13 protein-coding genes are annotated in these 16,613 nt (G+C 75.0%); 8 read left to right on the forward strand and 5 right to left on the reverse strand.

The genetic code is table 11. The features are described from left to right. Positions 1-7: 7 nt before the first annotated feature. Positions 8-1,120 carry an FAD-dependent monooxygenase gene (locus ACZ34W_RS07635; protein WP_465602430.1) on the reverse strand — a complete coding sequence of 371 codons (1,113 nt, stop codon included), beginning with the start codon at positions 1,118-1,120 and terminating at the stop codon, positions 8-10. Positions 1,121-1,366: 246 nt separating this feature from the next. Here ACZ34W_RS07635 and ACZ34W_RS07640 point away from each other — a divergent pair, with 246 nt between their 5' ends. After that, a complete protein-coding gene (locus tag ACZ34W_RS07640) occupies positions 1,367-2,401 on the forward strand; it encodes a TetR/AcrR family transcriptional regulator C-terminal domain-containing protein (RefSeq protein WP_465602432.1) in 1,035 nt (344 codons plus the stop codon). Here ACZ34W_RS07640 and ACZ34W_RS07645 read toward each other — a convergent pair. Beyond that, entirely contained in the window at positions 2,302-3,360 is a 1,059-nt protein-coding gene (locus ACZ34W_RS07645) for a GlxA family transcriptional regulator (protein WP_465602434.1), read from the reverse strand. The genes ACZ34W_RS07640 and ACZ34W_RS07645 overlap by 100 nt on opposite strands. A gap of 117 nt (positions 3,361-3,477) precedes the next feature. Between ACZ34W_RS07645 and ACZ34W_RS07650 the strand changes: the two genes are divergently transcribed. Further along, positions 3,478-4,074: a cysteine hydrolase family protein gene (locus ACZ34W_RS07650; RefSeq protein WP_329489941.1), complete on the forward strand. Its 597-nt coding sequence runs from the start codon at positions 3,478-3,480 to the stop codon at positions 4,072-4,074. A gap of 134 nt (positions 4,075-4,208) precedes the next feature. Here ACZ34W_RS07650 and ACZ34W_RS07655 read toward each other — a convergent pair whose 3' ends face one another. The 3 genes from ACZ34W_RS07655 to ACZ34W_RS07665 form a co-directional block, all read right to left on the reverse strand. Further along, positions 4,209-5,642 (reverse strand): trypsin-like serine peptidase, encoded by a 1,434-nt coding sequence (locus ACZ34W_RS07655; protein ID WP_465602437.1) that lies wholly within the window; start codon positions 5,640-5,642, stop codon positions 4,209-4,211. A gap of 173 nt (positions 5,643-5,815) precedes the next feature. Continuing rightward, a complete protein-coding gene (locus ACZ34W_RS07660; protein ID WP_465602439.1) occupies positions 5,816-6,334 on the reverse strand; it encodes a DinB family protein in 519 nt (172 codons plus the stop codon). A 26-nt stretch (positions 6,335-6,360) separates the two neighbouring features. Continuing rightward, on the reverse strand, positions 6,361-6,936 hold the full coding sequence (locus ACZ34W_RS07665; protein ID WP_329489938.1) for a nucleosidase: 576 nt from the start codon (positions 6,934-6,936) through the stop codon (positions 6,361-6,363). 359 nt (positions 6,937-7,295) lie between these two features. On the opposite strand from ACZ34W_RS07665, the gene ACZ34W_RS07670 reads away from it, so the two are divergent. The 6 genes from ACZ34W_RS07670 to ACZ34W_RS07695 all read left to right on the forward strand — a co-directional run bounded on the left by ACZ34W_RS07670 (position 7,296) and on the right by ACZ34W_RS07695 (position 16,549). Then, entirely contained in the window at positions 7,296-8,690 is a 1,395-nt protein-coding gene (locus tag ACZ34W_RS07670; RefSeq protein WP_465602441.1) for a hypothetical protein, read from the forward strand. A 16-nt stretch (positions 8,691-8,706) separates the two neighbouring features. Then, positions 8,707-9,651, forward strand: coding sequence for a glutamate ABC transporter substrate-binding protein (locus ACZ34W_RS07675; RefSeq protein ID WP_465602443.1), 945 nt, complete (start codon positions 8,707-8,709; stop codon positions 9,649-9,651). Between the two features lie 161 nt (positions 9,652-9,812). After that, positions 9,813-11,168: a hypothetical protein gene (locus ACZ34W_RS07680; RefSeq protein ID WP_329489935.1), complete on the forward strand. Its 1,356-nt coding sequence runs from the start codon at positions 9,813-9,815 to the stop codon at positions 11,166-11,168. A gap of 5 nt (positions 11,169-11,173) precedes the next feature. Further along, positions 11,174-13,765, forward strand: a complete 2,592-nt coding sequence (locus ACZ34W_RS07685; RefSeq protein ID WP_465602446.1) for a serine/threonine-protein kinase — start codon at positions 11,174-11,176, stop codon at positions 13,763-13,765. 2 nt (positions 13,766-13,767) lie between these two features. Then, positions 13,768-15,126, forward strand: coding sequence for a PP2C family protein-serine/threonine phosphatase (locus ACZ34W_RS07690; protein WP_396489870.1), 1,359 nt, complete (start codon positions 13,768-13,770; stop codon positions 15,124-15,126). A 67-nt stretch (positions 15,127-15,193) separates the two neighbouring features. Continuing rightward, complete coding sequence (locus tag ACZ34W_RS07695; protein WP_465602448.1) at positions 15,194-16,549, forward strand: vWA domain-containing protein; 1,356 nt, start codon at positions 15,194-15,196, stop codon at positions 16,547-16,549. Positions 16,550-16,613 lie beyond the last annotated feature (64 nt).

Here is a 16,613-nt window from a genome sequence, read left to right on the forward strand (position 1 = left end):
GAGCCGCTCAGCGGTCGAGGGCGATGGCGTGCTTGGCCCGCTCGACCGACTCCTCGGCCGGCGGGCCGCCGGGGTTCTCGGTGGCCAGCGCCTGGTTGAGGGCCACGAAGGGGCGCATCCGCTCCTCGTAGCGGGTGAAGGCGGCGCGGTGGCCCCCGCCCGCCGCCCTTTCCCGCCCGAGCTCGTCGGCGAGCACATGGGCGCCGACCAGCGCGAGGCTGGTGCCCTGACCGGAGAGCAGCGAGGCGCAGTACCCGGCGTCGCCGACCAGGGCGGTCCGGCCGACGGACCAGCGGTCGAGGTGCACCTGGGCCATCACGTCGGCGTAGAAGTCGGGCGCCCGCTCCAGCGCGGCCAGCAGCCGGGGCGTCTCCCAGCGCAGCGCGCCCATCCGCTCGGCGACCTGCCGCCTGGCCACCGCCATGTCGCGCACGGCCGGTTCGTCGCTCCCGTAGCCGAAGGTGATCCGCAGCTCGCGGTTGCCGCGCACCGGGTAGATGCCGTAGCCGGCGTGGCCGTCGCGCTGCCAGACCTGCCAGTCCTCCAGGCCGAGGAAGTTGTCCGCGCCGAAGATGGCGACGTGGGAGCCGAGGTGGCGCAGGAACCGCTCCTCGGGGCCGAAGGCCAGCCTGCGGACCCCGGAGTGCAGGCCGTCCGCGCCGACCACCAGGTCGAAGGTGCGGGGCGCGCCGTGCACGAAGGTGACGTGCACGCCGTGCTCGTCCTCCCGGAGCCCGGTGATGCTGTCGCCGCTCACGAACTCGACGCCTTCGGAGGCGTGTTCGTGCAGCAGGGCGACGAGGTCCTCGCGCAGCAGCTCGACGTCGTCGCTGTCGAGCCGGCCACTGCTGTAGGTGGCCTCGGTGGAGCGGTGCACCTCGTTGCCGTCGGCGTCGAGGACGGACATGCCGCGCATCCGGGTCCGGGCGGCCCGGATCGGCCCGGTCAGACCCATCCGGTCGACGACGTCGAGTGCGACGCCCCGGATGTCGACGGCCTGGCCGCCACGGCGCGGGGCGGCGGCGAGCTCCACCACCGTCGGGGCGAAGCCGTTGCGGCGCAGCCAGTGGGCGAGGGTGAGGCCGGCGATGCCGCCACCGGAGACGAGGACGGTCTGCATGAGGAACTCCCCCTGTTCGCGACCGGTCACCCGGACGCCTGTGTCTGTACGCTGTAAGCAAGCTACTCGCGCGCAGCTCACGCTCTGAATGTACGACGTAAATCCAGAGGCACACAAGGGCCTGACCAGCAGGTTAGGCCGCATCTGTGCTAGTACAGCAAGCCTTTCGGCAGGCATCTCGGCCGGTCGGCTCTGAGCTAGTACAGGGCGGACGACCGCGAAAAGATCTTCCGAGGAGTCGACAGCATGGCCACGGACCCGGACCCGCCCTACCGGCGCATCGCCGCCGACCTCCGACGGCGGATCGCCACCGGCACGCTCGCCCCGGGCGAGCGGGTGCCCTCGAACCGCCGGCTCGCCCAGGAGTGGGGCGTCGCCCTCGCCACCGCCACCAAGGCGCTGACCGTGCTGCGGCTGGAGGGGCTGGTGGAGGCCCGGGCCCGGGTCGGCACCGTGGTGGCCGGCGGCCCGACCGGACCGACCGGACCGGGCGTGGCGGTTCCGGCGGTCGCGCCGGCCGCGGCTGCCGTCGCGCCCGTGCCCGCCCCGCCCACCGCAGCCGCCACCACCCCCGCACCGGACCGCGCGCCCGCCGGGGACGGCGAGCTGAGCCGGGAGCGGATCGTCCGGGCCGCGCTGGAGCTGGCCGACGCCGAAGGGCTCGGCTCGCTCTCGATGCGCGCCGTCGCCGGGCGGCTCGGGGTGTCCGCGATGTCGCCGTACCGCTACGTCACCAGCAAGGAGGAGCTGGTCATGCTGGCCGCCGACGCGGCGTTCGGCGAGGCCCGCTACCCGGCCGACCCGCCCGCCGGCTGGCGGCCCCGCCTGGAGCTGGGCGCCCGCACCCTCTGGGCCCTGTTCCGCCGCCACCCCTGGCTCGCGCAGCTCAGCCCGGTCACCCGGCCGCTGCTGCTGCCCAACCTGCTGGTGCACGCCGAATGGGCGCTCGCCGCGCTCGACGGCCACGACCTCTCCGCGCCGGCCATGCTCGACATCCACGTGCTGCTGTACAGCTACATCGAGGGCATCGCCGTCAACCTGGAGCGCGAGGACCAGGCCCGGGCCGCCACCGGCGTCACCGAGGACCAGTGGATGGACCGCCAGCTCCCCGTCATCGGCGCGCTCGCCGACTCCGGCCGCTTCCCGGTGTTCGGCCGGCTGATGGCCGACCTCCCGAACGGCTACGACCTGGACCTGGACACCCTGTTCGAGTTCGGCCTGGCCAACCTGCTGGACGGACTGGCCTCCCGCGTCGGCCCGGGGGCGCCCGCCGGCCCTTGATCCCCCTCGCGCCCCCGGAAGGCCCGGCGGTACTCGCGCGGGGCGACCCCGACCCGGGCGACGAAGACGGGCCGCAGCGACACCGCCGCACCGAAGCCGCAGCGGACCGCGACGGCGTCCACCGGCAGGTCCGTCTCCTCCAGCAACCGCTGGGCCAGGAGCACGCGTTGCTCCAGCAGCCAGCGCAGCGGCGTGGTGCCCGTCGCGCCGACGAAGCGGCGGGCGAACGAGCGCTCCGACATCAGCGCCAGCCCGGCCATCCCGCGGACCGTCCACGGGGTGTCGAGGGCGGCCAGGACCTCGGCGCGGACCCGGGCCAGGACGTCGTCACCGCCGGCGTCCTCGGGGACCGGCGACGGGATGAACTGCGCCTGCCCGCCGGCCCGGAAGGGCGCGGTGACCATCGCCCGGGCGATCGTGGCGGCGGCCTGCTGGCCGTGCGCGGCGCGCACCAGGTGCAGGCAGAGGTCGATGCCGGCCGCCACCCCGGCGGAGGTCCAGAGCCCGCCCTCACCGGTGAAGAGCACCTCCGGGCGGACGTCCACCGCCGGGAAGCGCCGGGCCAGTTCGCCGGCGAGCGCCCAGTGGGTGGTGGCGGTCCGGCCGTCCAGCAGCCCGGCCTCGGCGAGGACGAAGGCGCCCGCGCAGAGCGAGGCGACGGTGACACCGCCCTCGTGGGCGGCGCGCAGGGCGGCCGGCACGGCCGGGTCGCGCGGCTCGTTCAGCCGCTCCATCCCCGGGACGACGACCAGATCGCACTCCAGCAGCGTCTCCAGGCCGAAGTCCGGCACCCGCTCCAGCCCACCGCCGAGCCGCACCCGGGCGCCCTGCGGCCCGCAGACCCGCAGGTCGAAGGCGGGCAGCCCGGGCCGGGTCAGCCGGTTCGACCACACCTCGCCGATCACCGCGTAGTCGAACGCCCGCACGCCCTCGAAGATCAGGCAACCCACAGTCCGCATGGCAGAAATCTAGCGACGAAGGGCGCCCGGGCGCCCCGGGCGCGGTGGCAGGAATCGATCGACGGGTGGCGCCGGCGCCCCTCACCCGGGCTGCCCGGGCGCCGACACGATGGACGCATGACGAACACCGACGCATTCGACGCCCCGCTCACCATCGACTCCGACGCCGTACTCGTCGTCATCGACGTCCAGAAGGGCTTCGACGACCACGCGTTCTGGGGCGAGCGGGACAACCCGGAGGCCGAGCGGAGGATCGGCGAGCTGATCGGCACCTGGCAGGAGACCGGGCGCCCGGTCGTGGTGGTGCAGCACGCCTCGCAGACCGGGCCGCTGGCGCCGGGCACCCCGGGGTACGAGCTGAAGGACGTGGTGGCGGACGTCAAGGCGGACCTGCACATCACCAAGCCGGTGAACAGCGCCTTCTACGGCACCCCGGACCTGCACGCCTGGCTCCGGCAGCGGGGCGCCCGCCAGGTCGTCATCGTCGGGATCATGACGAACGTGTGCAACGAGACCACCGCGCGGATGGCGGGCAACCTCGGGTACGACACGATCTTCCCGACCGATGCCATGCACACCTTCGACATGGCCGGGCCGGACGGCGTGACCGTGCCGGCCGCCGAACTCGCCCGGGCCACCGCGACGGTGCTGCACGCGATGCGCTTCGCCAAGGTGGTCACCACCGGCGCAGTCCTGGCGGCGGCGGTCAGCTGATCAGCGCCTCATGGGCCGTGCCCTCCACCGCGTCGAGCAGGACGAAACCCCGCCCCGGCAGTCCCTCCAGGCACCGACAGGACCCGGCGGCGGCCGCCCCCGCACACCGGGGTGCGGGGGCGGCTGCCGGGGGATCAGCCCTTCTTGGAGAGGAAGTCGTACGCCCCCGCGGCGACGTCGTCCAGGTACGGGCCGGCCTGGTACATCGGGTCGCCGGTGTGCTTCCCGACCGAGACGTTGCTGACCAGCGCCGGCTTGCCGTCCTTGACCGCCAGCCAGCCGCCCCCGCTGGAGCCGCCGGTCATGGTGCAGCCGATGACCAGCATCGGCGGGCGGGTCGGCTCGTAGGACAGCCGGCCCGGCTTGCCGCTCTCGCAGCGGTTCAGCTCCATGCCGTCGAACGGCGGGGCGGCCGGGTAGCCGTACTCGGTGACGCTCAGCTGGTCGCGCGGCGCGTTGAACCAGACCGGCACCGCACCGCCGACCGTCTCCTCCAGCGACTTCGCGCCGTCCGCGGGCTTCACCCGGATGACCGCGAAGTCGTAGTGGGTGGCCGCGTCACCGGTCTTGCCGCCCTCGGCCTTCCACTGCGGGGACGTCACCGCCTGGGTCGCGCCCCAGATGCCGAACGGCGCGTACTGGGACTCGTCCGCCTGCTTGCCACCGCTCATCGCGGCATTGCTGTTGAAGGCCGGGATGAAGGAGATGTTGCCGTAGAACGAACCGCCCTTGCCCTGGTGGACGCAGTGGCCCGCCGTCCAGACCAGGTTGCTCTTGCCGGGGTGGGCCGGGTCGGCCACCACGGTCGCCGAGCACTGCGAGCGGCCCAGACCGCCGCCGGCCGCGCCGGCGCCCGGCTCGTCCGCGAACAGCTTCCCGTGCACGGCGAGCTTGGTGTACGGGTGCTGCAGGGGCTGGGCGTTGACGGTCTTCGGCAGCGGGTCGTTGCCGTTGTCGGCGGGCTGCGCGGGCGGCTGCCCGGGCTGGGCCGACGGCTGCCCGGGCTGGGAAGGCGGCTGCGCGGGCTGGGAAGGCTGGGCCGGGGCCTGGGAGGGCTGCTGCGCGGGCTGCTTGGGCGGCGCCGGGGCCTGCGAGGCCGGCTGCTGGGTGTTGGACGGCTTCGGCGCCGCCGGGGTGGTCGCGGCGGCCGGCGTGGTCGGGTGCCCCGGCTGGGTGGGCTGGCCGGCCGGCGGCTTGCTGCCCGCCGCCGGGGTGCTCGGTCCCGGGGCCGACGGCTGGGCGGGCGCCTGGGTGCCCGCGGGCTGCGGCGCCGGCGGCTCGATCGGCTCGTTCGGCTTGGCCTGGAGCAGCTTCTCCAGGGTCCAGAACCCCTTGGTGGCGGCCGGGAGGGCGTAGTCCTTCGCCCACTTCTCCCAGTCCTCGAACTTCCACTTCTTCAGGTCGTCGAGGTTGGCGGGGAGGCCGAGGGCCGGCGCGCCCGCCGCGGCGGCGGTGTCCGCCGAGCTGTTGTCCGGCCCGCACGCCGAGGTGCCGAGCAGGGTGAGTGCGAGGACCGACGCCCCGAGGACGGCCCGGGCGGAACGCGTGGATCTGGCTGACGATGACATGAACTTCCGAATCCCCCATGTGTGAAAGCGCGCGGCGCCGTCGAGACGGCGCCGCGGTGCGCGGGGGAGTATTCCACTGTCCGTCAGGTGCGGGCGCACCCGCCCCCGGTGTCGCGCCGCGGGCGGGTGCCCGGCAACGGGGTCCGGGGGCGGAGCGGGGTCCGGGCAGGGCCCTACCGGCCGACCGAGCCGTCCAGTTGCTCGCGGATGATGTCGGCGTGGCCGGCGTGCCGACCGGTCTCCTCGATCATGTGGACCAGCAGCCAGCGCATCGACGGCGCTTCGGCGCCGGGCCGCAGCGACCGGACCCCGGGGCGGTCGAGCCGGTCGGAGGCGGCGGCGATCACCTCGTTGGCGCGGGCGATCGCGGCCCGGTAGGCGGCGACCGACCCGGCCACCGTCTCGTCGCCGGGCGAGGCGGCCTCGTCGTCCCACGGTTCGTCGCCCTCGCCCCGGTAGGCCCAGAGGAACCAGTTGAGCTCGACGGCGGTGAGGTGCCGGACCAGCCAGAGCAGGCTGGTGCCGGAGGCGACGCCGGGGCGCCGGGCGTCCTCGTCGGTGAGGCCGTCGGTCTTGCCGATGACGGCCTCGCGCAGGTAGTCCAGGAAGGTCAGCAGGGTGGTCGGTTCGTCGGCGTCGAGGCCCGGCGGGCGGACGTCACGGTGCTCGTTCGCGGCGGTGTTGTCGGTCACGCCCGCCAGGCTAACGAGCCCTCCCGTCACCAGCCCTGGTGGTGGACCCAGTCCCCGAGGTGGCGGGCGCAGTCGTCGACGGACTCCCGCCAGGAGTGCACGGCGCCCTCGCCGGCCTCGTCGCTGACGTGCTTCACCAGCCGCACGGAGAGTCCGGCCCGGTGGGCGACGGTGGCGACGGCGTAGCCCTCCATGTCGACGAGGTCCGCGTGCTCGGCGAGCCGGTCACGGGCGGCCGCGCCGGAGACGAACTGGTCGCCGGTGGCCAGCACCGGGCCGTCCCCCTTGCCGACCATCAGCGGAGCGCCGTAGGTACGGCCGGTCAGCTCCAGCAGCGCGGGGCTGTCGAGGTCGTGCTGGATCACCTGGACGACCGTGTGGGTGCCCGCCCAGCCGGAGCGCAACGCGCCCGCGGTGCCGAGGTTGACCACCTCGGAGGGGTGCTCGCCACGGGCGAGGACGGTCGCCAGCGCGGCGGTCGCGTTGACCTTGCCGATGCCCGTCAGCAGGACCGGGAGCCGGTCACCCAGGTACGCGGCCTCCTCCCGGACGGCGACGACGAGCAGCGGACGGTCGGCGGAGATCGTTCCCAGAAGTCGCATGCCGCCATGGTACGGACGGCCCTTCCGGAGACCGGGGCGGCACAACCGGACCCCTCCCCTCCGACTGTCCGGGGAACCGCATAGGGTGCATCCCGCGTCGACCCGATCACCGACCCGCCCCGCGCACCGGGGCGACGGACCCCGGCGAGCCCTGGCGGCCGCCGGCAGGGCTCGATCCCGTGGTCGGCCGCACTCGTACCAGTGATCGCAGCAGTGCCCGCGGAGCGGGGCCCTGGACCGGGCCCCCGCGATGCTCAAGATCGGCGCAAGTCGGGTGTGGCCGCGGGGAGTGACGGCCATACTGCTGGCAACGGCCGGGCCCCGGATGACGGAGCCGGCCACAGGGGAGGGTGAGGCCGGTGGCGACACCAGTACGTACGGAGCGGCCCCGCACGGTGGCGCCGGCGCGGCCCGGCGGCACGGCCGCGGCCCGGGAGACCGGCCCGCTCGGCCGGCTGCGCCGCGCCACCCGGACGGCACCGGGCCGGCTGCGGCTGGCCGGTGCGCTGCTGGCGGTGCTCACCGTGGCCTTCGGCGCGCTCACCGCCTGGCAGGTCAACTCCCGCGCACAGGCGGCGGAACGGGTGGTCTCGTACAGCCAGCCGCTGAGCCAGGCGGCCGCCGACATCCACCGCTCGCTGGCCGACGCGGACACCACGGCGGCCACCGGCTTCCTGCTGGCGGGCGCCGAGCCGAAGGCCGTCCGGGACCGCTACGAACAGGACCTCGCGACGGCGTCCCGGCTGATCGCCGAGGCGGCGGCGCGCACCACCACCTCCTCCCCCGCCCAGGGCTGGCTCGCCACGCTCAACCAGCAGGTCCCGGTGTACGCCGGCCTGGTGGAGACGGCGCGGGCCGACAACCGCCAGGGCTTCCCGCTCGGCGGCGCCTACCTGCGCCACGCCTCGGACCACATGCGCACCGTGCTGCTGCCCGCCGCGGCCCAGCTCAGCGCCGCCGAGAACCAGGCGCTGGCGGACGACTACGCCGAGGCGCAGTCCATCCCCTGGGCCGCGTACGGGCTGGGCGTGGTGACGCTCACCGCGCTGGTCTGGGTGCAGACGACGCTCTACCGGCGGACCAACCGGGTGTTCAACATCGGGCTGCTCGGCTCGACCGCCGCCGTACTGGCCGCGGTGCTCTGGCTGACGGTGGCCGGGACGGGCGCCAACTCCACGCTGCGCAAGAGCCAGATCGACGGCGCCAACCCGCTGAAGGCCCTCAACGCCGCCCGGGTCGACGTGCTGACCGCCCGGCTGGCGGAGAACCTCCACCTGGTGGCCCGCGGCTCCAGCACCCAGTACGCGGACCTCTGGTCGAAGACCACCGAGCACCTCTTCAGCTCCGACACCGGTCGCCCCGGGACGGCCGGGACCTTGGCCGAGGCCCGGCGGCTGGCGCCCGAGGACGCCGGCGCGGCCATCCTCGACGCCGTGCGGCAGTACGACCAGTGGCGCGAGCGGCACCAGGCGGCGAGCAACCTGGAGAACGTCGAGGCGGACTACCAGGGCGCGCTGGACGCCACGGTGACCGTCAAGGAGGCGGACGTGCCGAAGACCTCCGACGCCGCGTTCAACGCCACCGACCAGCGGCTGGCGCAGGCCGCCGCGACCGAGCTCCAGGAGTTCAAACGGGCCGCCGAGGGCACCGACGGGGACTTGCGCACCGCCGCCGCGGCGGTCGCGGTGCTGGCCCTGGTGGCCGCCGCCGCGGCCCTGCGCGGCCTCGGCCGGCGACTGGCCGAGTACCGGTAGAAGGGGGACGGACACGATGGGCAGGACAACGGTACGGGCCGGATCGGCCACCGCGGTGGCGCTGCTCGCCTGCTGCGCGGCGGTGCTCGGCGCGGGCGGCCCGCAGGGCGCGGTGCTGTCGGCGGGCGCCGCCGCGCCGGCCACGGCGCCCCGGCAGGAGCAGGCCGGCAACGACTGCGACGTCTACCAGAGCGTGCCGCCGAGCAGCGAGGACGGCCCGGCGGTGAAGGCCGTCAAGGCCAAGCGCAGCCTGGTGATCGGCGTCGACCAGAACAGCTTCCGCTGGGGCTCCCGCAACCCCAACACGGGCCAGATCGAGGGCTTCGACATCGACCTCGCCCGGGCGATCGGCGCCGCGATCATGGGCGATCCGGACAAGGTGACCCTCAAGGCCGTCCCGACCGCCGAGCGGGTCAAGTTCGTCCAGGAGGGCCGGGTCGACCTGATCGTCCGGACCATGACCATCACCTGCGACCGGCTCCAGCAGATCGCCTTCTCCAAGCCGTACTTCAACACCAGCCAGCGCGTGGTGGTCCCCAAGGCGTCTGCGGCGAGGACGATCGACGAGGCGGTGGACGGCAAGACCGTCTGCGCGGCGACCAGTTCCTCCGCCGAGGACGAGCTGAAGTCCCGTCCGAAGGTCGCGAAGATCGTCTCGGTGGAGAACCACCTGGACTGCCTGGTGCTGATGCAGCTCGGCAAGGTCGACGCGACCATGACCGACGACGGCCTCGCGGCCAGCCAGGCCGCCCAGGACCAGACCGTCCGGCTGGTCGACGGCGAGGTCCGGCCGGCCGTGATGGGCGTCGCGATGCTCAAGAACAGCACCGACCTGACCGCGCGGGTGAACCAGGTGCTCGCCGACTACCACGCGAGCGGCGCGTGGCGGGCGGCGTACGACCGCTGGCTCAAGCCGTACATGCTGAACGACGCCGAGCACTACTGGCCGGCGCAGCGTTGACCGGCCCGGCGCGACCCCGGCGCCCCCCGAGGAACCGATGACGGCCCGATGACGGCCCGTCGGCGCCCGGCCCCGGTCCGCCCCCGCGGCCACAGGCTAGGGTCGGGGCGGATCGGTCCGGGGCAGCGAGAACGATCCAGGACAGAGAAGGAGAGAGGGCGTTGGCAGCTTCCGCTGGCCCGGTACTGAGCCGGGAGGAGGTCGACCGTGCGCTGGCACGCCTCGGCGCGGACCGCGACGCGGTCGAGTCGGCGCTGCTCTCGCTCCAGGACCACGCGGGTCTGCGGCTGCTCGACGGCGCCGCGCTGACCGGGCGGACGCAGGAGCGCTGGTCCGTCGCCGGGCAGGGCCTGCCGCTGCTCTGGTCGCTGTTCGACCGCTACTCGGAGGCCCTGGCCTCGGCCCGCGCGGTGCGCGCCCGCCGGTCGAGACCGGGCGCGGCCGAACTCGCCGAGCTGAGCGAACTGCTCACCGGCGAGGCGGTCACCGTGCCCGGCGGCGCGGTGCCGGACGGCCCGCAGCTGCTCGGCGCACCCGCCAAGCTGGTCGAGCGGGTCAGCCTGGACGACCTGATGACCAGGATGAACTCCTGGTACGCCACCGTGCTGGAGGTGGTGAGCGCCGCCGATGCCGTCTGGTCGGCGCTGCCCGCCCGGATCGACCTGCTGCTGGCCGAACTGCGCCGGGTGCAGACGCTGGCGGCCTCGCTCGGCGTGCACACCGGCAACCACCCGCTCGGCGACGACCTGGCCGGGCTCGAAGCCGATCTGACGGAGCTGCGGACCGAGGTGCGCGGCGACCCGCTGGCGCTCTGGCGCCCGGCCCGGGTACCGGCCCAGCGCGGCACCCGCCCGGACGGCACCGCGCTCGCCACACCGTCCGGCGTGGTGGACACCGAGCGCTTCGACCGGGCCGGCCGGGCGCTGGACGGCGTCCGGGTCGAGCTGGAGGACCTGCTGCGACTGCGCGACGACGCGGAGGAACGGCTGCAGGGCGTCGGCGACCTGCTGCAGCGAGCCGACGCCACGCTGGCGCAGGCCCGCCGGGCGCGCGGCGAGGTGCTGGCGAAGATAGCCGCCACCGAGGTGCCGGCCGTGCCGGGACCGGCCTCGGCGCTGCGCGAACAGATCGTGCTGGCCCTGGAGTTGCGCCAGAGCGGCCAGTGGCACCGGCTGGCGCCGCTGCTGGACGCGCTGGAGGACGCGGCCGCCAAGGAGCTGGGCCGGGCCCGGCAGTCGCTGACCGAGGTGACCCAGCCGCTGGCCGTCCGCTCCGAGCTGCGGGGGCGCCTGGACGCGTACAAGGCGATGGCGGCCCGGCTGCGGGTGGCCGAGGACCCGGTCGTGATCGAGCGCTACGAGAAGGCCCGCTGGCTGCTCTGGAGCGCGCCCTGCGACCTGCGGGCGGCGGCCGGCGCGGTGGCCCGCTTCCAGCAGTCGCTGCGGCCGGCGCAGGCCGAGCCGCCCGGCGCCGGGCCGGTCGACGGACAGACACAGCAACACGGACTGGGGGGCTGAGGTTCATGGCGCAGGCGTGCGTACGGCCGGAGTGCACCGGCGACGGGACGATCGACGCGGACGGCTACTGCGACGAGTGCGGGCTCGCCCCGACGGGCGCGGGCTCCCCTGCGGCCGCGGGCTCCCCGGCGGGCGCCGCCGCCCCGGTGGGCACGGCCGCGGCGGGCCCCGGCTCGCCCTGCCCCCGGGAGTGCGCCGGAACCATCGACGACGACGGGTACTGCGACGAGTGCGGCCTGACCGCCCCCGGCGGTGACACCGGACTGACCCAGCCGTACGTGCCGTCCGCGCGGGTCGACCCCGACTCGGTGCGCTCCTCCCGGACCGGCTCGTCCCGCTCGCTGTCCGGCCGCTCCCGCTCGCACCGCTCCACCCGGACCGGCAGCGGTCGTTCGGTCTCGGTGCGCAGCAGCCGGGGCAGCGTCAGCGCGGGCACCCGCCACCGGCTCGGCGCCGGCCTGGTGACGGTGCCGACCGTGCCGGCGGCCGATCCGACGGCGGCGGTGCTGGCCGACCCGGAGGTGCCGGAGCGCAAGCGGTTCTGCTCCAAGTGCGAGACCCCGGTGGGCCGGGAGAAGAACGGCCGGCCGGGGCGCCCCGACGGCTTCTGCACCAAGTGCGGCACGCCGTACTCGTTCACGCCCAAGCTCCGCCGGGGGGACCTGGTCGGCGGGCAGTACGAGGTGGTCGGCTGCCTGGCGCACGGCGGGCTCGGCTGGATCTACCTCGCCATCGACCGGCGGGTCAACGACAAGTGGGTGGTCCTCAAGGGCCTGCTGGACACCGGGGACGAGGACGCGCTCGCGGTGGCCGTGGCCGAGCGGCGCTTCCTCGCCGAGGTGGACCACCCCAACATCGTCCGCATCATCAACTTCGCCGAGCACCCGGACCTGCGCACCGGCTCCACCGACGGCTACATCGTGATGGAGTACGTCGGCGGCAAGTCGCTCAAGGACATCGCCAACGAGCGCCGGGCGCCGGACGGCCGGCGGCTGCCGCTGCCGGTGGAACAGGGCATCGCGTACGCGCTGGAGGCGCTGCCGGCGCTCGGGTACCTGCACAGCCGGGGCCTCGTCTACTGCGACTTCAAGATCGACAATGTGATCCAGAGCGGCGACGCGCTCAAGATCATCGACATGGGCGCCGTCCGCCGCCTCGACGACGACGGCCCGATCTACGGCACCATCGGCTACCAGGCCCCGGAGATCGCCACCGACGGCCCCTCCCCCGCCTCCGACCTCTACACGGTGGCCCGCACGCTGGCCGTGCTCACCTTCGACTTCCAGGGCTACAGCACCACCTACCGGGAGAGCCTGCCCGGGCCGGAGTCGGTGCCGGCCTTCGCCGAGTACGAGTCCTACTACCGCTTCCTGGTCCGCGCCACCGACCCGGACCCGGCCCGCCGCTTCGGCTCCGCCGAGGAGATGGCCGACCAGCTCACCGGCGTGCTCCGCGAGGTGCTGGCGCTCCAGGACCAGCGGCCCCGCCCCGCCCTCTCCACCCTCTTCGGCCCGGAACTGCGGGTGGTCGACACCGAGCTGGTGCTCCCCGCGGTGCGCCGCGGCGAGCTGCGGGTGACCGCGCTGGACCCGGCCGCCGCCGCCCTGGCGCTGCCCGTCCCCCGGGTCGACCCGAACGACCCGAACGCGGGCTTCCTGGCCGCCCTGCTGGCCGCCGACCCGGCGGAGGCACTCGCCGCGCTGGCCGGCGCCCCCGCCGTCTCCACCGAGCGCCGGCTGCGCGAACTGCGCGCCCACCTGGAACTGCGCAGCCGCGCCGACGCCGACCGGATGCTCGCCGCCCTGGAGAAGGACCACCCGGACGACTGGCGGGTGGTCTGGTACCGCGGCCTCGTCGCCCTGGTCGACTCCGTCAGCGGCTCCTCCGGTCCCGGGTCCCCCGGCGAACCCGACGAGGCGAGGCTGCGGGCCGCCGCCGAGGCCTTCGACGCCGTCTACGACGCCTTCCCCGGCGAATCCGCCCCGAAGCTCGCCCTCGCCATCTGCGCCGAACTGCTCGGCGACGGCGGCGACGCGGCCGAGTTCTACCGCCTGGTGTGGACGACCGACCAGGCCTACCTCAGCGCCGCCTTCGGCCTGGCCCGGGTCCGCCTCGCCGACGGGGACCGCCCCGGCGCCGTCCGGGCGCTGGAGTCGGTACCGGCCACCTCCAGCCAGTTCACCGCCGCCCGGATCGCCGCCGTCCGGGCCCGGCTGCGCGAACGGCCCGCCACCGACCCGCTCGGCGCCGACCTCGGCGCCTGCTCCGAGCAGTTGACCGCCCTGCGGCTGGACGACCGGACCCGCGAGGAGCTCTCCGTCGAGGTGCTCGACAGCGCGCTCGGCTGGGTGTCCGCCGGCTCGCCCGGCGGCGCCGGGCAGGCGGGCGGAACGGCCGGCGCGAGCGGGGCGGACGGGACCGGTGGGACCGCGACGACCGGCGAGGTCACCGTCCTCGGACGGCCGGCCGCCGACCGGGAACTGCGGCTCGCACTGGAGCAGTCCTACCGGGTACTCGCCCGGTTGGCCGACCGGGCCGAGATCAGGATCGAGATGGTGGAGCGGGCCAACCGCGCCCGCCCCAGAACGTGGGTGTAGCAATGCCGCAGCAGACCGTGTGCCAGAGCTGTTCCGAGCCGCTGGACCAGGAGGACGCGTACTGCGGCTCCTGCGGGGCGAGCCGGAACGGCCGTCCGGCTCCGGGCGCGATGCCCGCGAGCTGGTCCGCCGCCCAGGGCGCCGGCGGGGCGGACCACGCGCCGACCGTGCCGGTGCCGGTGGTGCCCGCCGCCGCGCCCGGAGCGGCGGTGCCCGCCCAGGGCGGCCCCGGCTGCGTGCACTGCGGCCTGCCGCAGGTCACCTCCGACGGCTACTGCGAGGCCTGCGGGGGCGCCCAGCCGCGCCCGCGCGACCACATGGAGAAGGCCCTCGGGGGCGTCGCCGGGGTCAGCGACCGCGGTCTGCGCCACCACCGCAACGAGGACTCCTTCACCGTCGCCGCCACCTCGCTGCCCGGTGGCGAGCCGGTCGTGGTGGCCGTGGTCTGCGACGGGGTCTCCTCCTCCGACCGGCCCGACCAGGCCTCCGAGACCGCCGTCGACGCGGCGTCGGAATCCCTGCTGACCGCGCTGGAGGCCGGCCGCGACCCCGAGGCCGCGATGCGCGACGCGATCGCCGACGCGGCCGCCGCCGTCGCCGCGCTCGCCGAGGACGGCGGCGCGCCCGCCCGGCCCGACGTCAACGCACCGGCCTGCACCTACGTCAGCGCCATAGCCTCCGGCGGCCGGGTCACCATCGGCTGGGTCGGCGACACCCGGGCGTACTGGATCCCGGACGACCGGGTCGCCGCCGAGCCGTTCCGGCTCACCCAGGACGACTCCTGGGCCGCCCGGATGGTCGAGGCCGGGCTGATGGGCGAGGCCGAGGCCTACGCGGACCCGCGCGCCCACGCCATCACCGGCTGGCTCGGCGCGGACGCCGAGGAGGTCGTCCCGCACACCCTGGACTTCACCCCGCACGTCCCCGGTGTGCTGCTGATCTGCACCGACGGCCTCTGGAACTACGCCGAGGCCGCCACCGACCTCGCGTTCTACGTGCGCCAGGACGCCCGGACCGAGCCGCTCGCCGCCGCCCGGACGCTGGTGAAGTTCGCGGTCGCGGCCGGCGGGCACGACAACATCACCGTCGCCGTGCTGCCGATCGACCCGCCGACCGGTCTGGCCGGTGCGGCGTGGCCGGACGCCGAGGACGAGCGCACCGCCACCGCCCTGGACCTGCCGGTGCTCCGCCCGGCGGCCGCCCCCGCCGGCGGACCGGCGGACGACGAGGAGGACCACGACCCGACGCTGCCGGACCTGCCGGTGATCGGCTCGCCCGCCGCGCCCCTGCCGCCGGCCCCGCCGGCTCCCCCCGCGCGGCCCGGCGTCCCGCCGCGCCCGCCGCAGCCGCCGCTGGGCTGACGCCCTGCCGCGGCCCACTCCACCGACCGTTCGCACCATCCGACCACCCGACGGGAGCCACCGGCCCATGGCAACACTGGCTAAGCCGAACCTGCCCAGGTTCGACGTGGAGATCTTCCAGAACGCGTTCCTCGCCGACGGCGCCCGCGAGGTGAACGCCATCGTCACCGTCACCGCGACCGGCGGCGGCACCTCCGGCGGCCGACCGCTCGGGGTGACCGACGGCGGGCCGCTGGACGCGGGAGCGCACTCCGCCGCCGTGGTGATCATGGTGGACTGCTCCGGCTCGATGGACTACCCGGCCAGCAAGATGCGCGGCGCCCGGGAGGCCACCGCCGCCGCCATCGACACCGTCCGCGACGGCGTCGCCTTCGCCGTGGTGGCCGGCACCCACGAGGCCCGGGAGATCTTCCCCGGCGACGGCGGCCTCGCGACCGCCTCGCCGGCCACCCGGGCCCAGGCCAAGGAGGCGCTGCGCCGGCTCAGCGCGGCCGGCGGCACCGCCATGAGCACCTGGCTCGCCAAGGCCGACGCGCTCTTCCTGACCCGCCGTGACATCGCCATCCGGCACGCCATCCTGCTCACCGACGGCAAGAACGAGCACGAGTCCGCGGCCGACCTGGAGCGCGTGATCGAGCGCGTCACCGGCCACTTCACCGCCGACTGCCGCGGCGTCGGCACCGACTGGCGGGTGGACGAACTGCGCCGGATCTCCTCCGCGCTGCTCGGCACCGTCGACATCGTCGCCGAACCGTCCGGCCTCGCCGAGGACTTCCGCTCCATGATGGAAGGCGCCATGGGCAAGCAGGTCGCCGACGTCGCGCTGCGGATCTGGACGCCGGCCAACGCCGTGGTGACCTTCGTCAAGCAGGTCGCCCCCACCGTGGAGGACCTCACCGGCCGCCGCACCGAGGCCGGGCCGCGGGCCGGCGACTACCCGACCGGCTCCTGGGGGGACGAGAGCCGCGACTACCACGTCTGCGTGGAGGTCCCGGCCGCCGCCGTCGGCAACGAGATGCTCGCCGCCCGGATCAGCCTCGTCCTGCCGCCGCAGACCGGGAGCACCCCCGAGGTGCTGTCGCAGGGCCTGGTCAAGGCGGTCTGGACGGACGACCTGGCCTCGTCCACCCGGATCAGCCCGCAGGTCGCCCACTACACCGGGCAGGCCGAGCTGGCCTCCTCGATCCAGGAGGGCCTGGAGGCGCACCGCGCCGGGGACGTCGACCGCGCCACCGCCAAGCTCGGCGCCGCCGTCCGGATCGCCCACGCGACCGGGAACGAGGGCACCTTCAAGCTGCTGCAGAAGGTGGTGGACGTGGTCGACCCGAAGGAGGGTACGGTTCGGTTCCGTAAGAATGTGAGTGAGGCCGACTCGATGACCCTTGAGACCCGGTCGACCAAAACCGTCCGTGTGAAGAAATGACCGCTGAAGTACCGGTGGGGCCGCGGCCCGGCCGGACGCTGCCCCAGCTGGCTGGAAATCGAGG

The organism is Kitasatospora sp. NPDC022856, assembly GCF_055561235.1.

Excerpts from the sequence above, each read along its gene's own strand:
- ACZ34W_RS07635 (WP_465602430.1), bottom strand. The coding sequence starts at position 1,120 with ATGCAGACCGTCCTCGTCTCCGGTGGCGGCATCGCCGGCCTCACCCTC.
- ACZ34W_RS07640 (WP_465602432.1), top strand. The coding sequence starts at position 1,367 with ATGGCCACGGACCCGGACCCGCCCTACCGGCGCATCGCCGCCGACCTC.
- ACZ34W_RS07645 (WP_465602434.1), bottom strand. The coding sequence starts at position 3,360 with ATGCGGACTGTGGGTTGCCTGATCTTCGAGGGCGTGCGGGCGTTCGAC.
- ACZ34W_RS07650 (WP_329489941.1), top strand. The coding sequence starts at position 3,478 with ATGACGAACACCGACGCATTCGACGCCCCGCTCACCATCGACTCCGAC.
- ACZ34W_RS07655 (WP_465602437.1), bottom strand. The coding sequence starts at position 5,642 with ATGTCATCGTCAGCCAGATCCACGCGTTCCGCCCGGGCCGTCCTCGGG.
- ACZ34W_RS07665 (WP_329489938.1), bottom strand. The coding sequence starts at position 6,936 with ATGCGACTTCTGGGAACGATCTCCGCCGACCGTCCGCTGCTCGTCGTC.
- ACZ34W_RS07675 (WP_465602443.1), top strand. The coding sequence starts at position 8,707 with ATGGGCAGGACAACGGTACGGGCCGGATCGGCCACCGCGGTGGCGCTG.
- ACZ34W_RS07685 (WP_465602446.1), top strand. The coding sequence starts at position 11,174 with ATGGCGCAGGCGTGCGTACGGCCGGAGTGCACCGGCGACGGGACGATC.
- ACZ34W_RS07690 (WP_396489870.1), top strand. The coding sequence starts at position 13,768 with ATGCCGCAGCAGACCGTGTGCCAGAGCTGTTCCGAGCCGCTGGACCAG.
- ACZ34W_RS07695 (WP_465602448.1), top strand. The coding sequence starts at position 15,194 with ATGGCAACACTGGCTAAGCCGAACCTGCCCAGGTTCGACGTGGAGATC.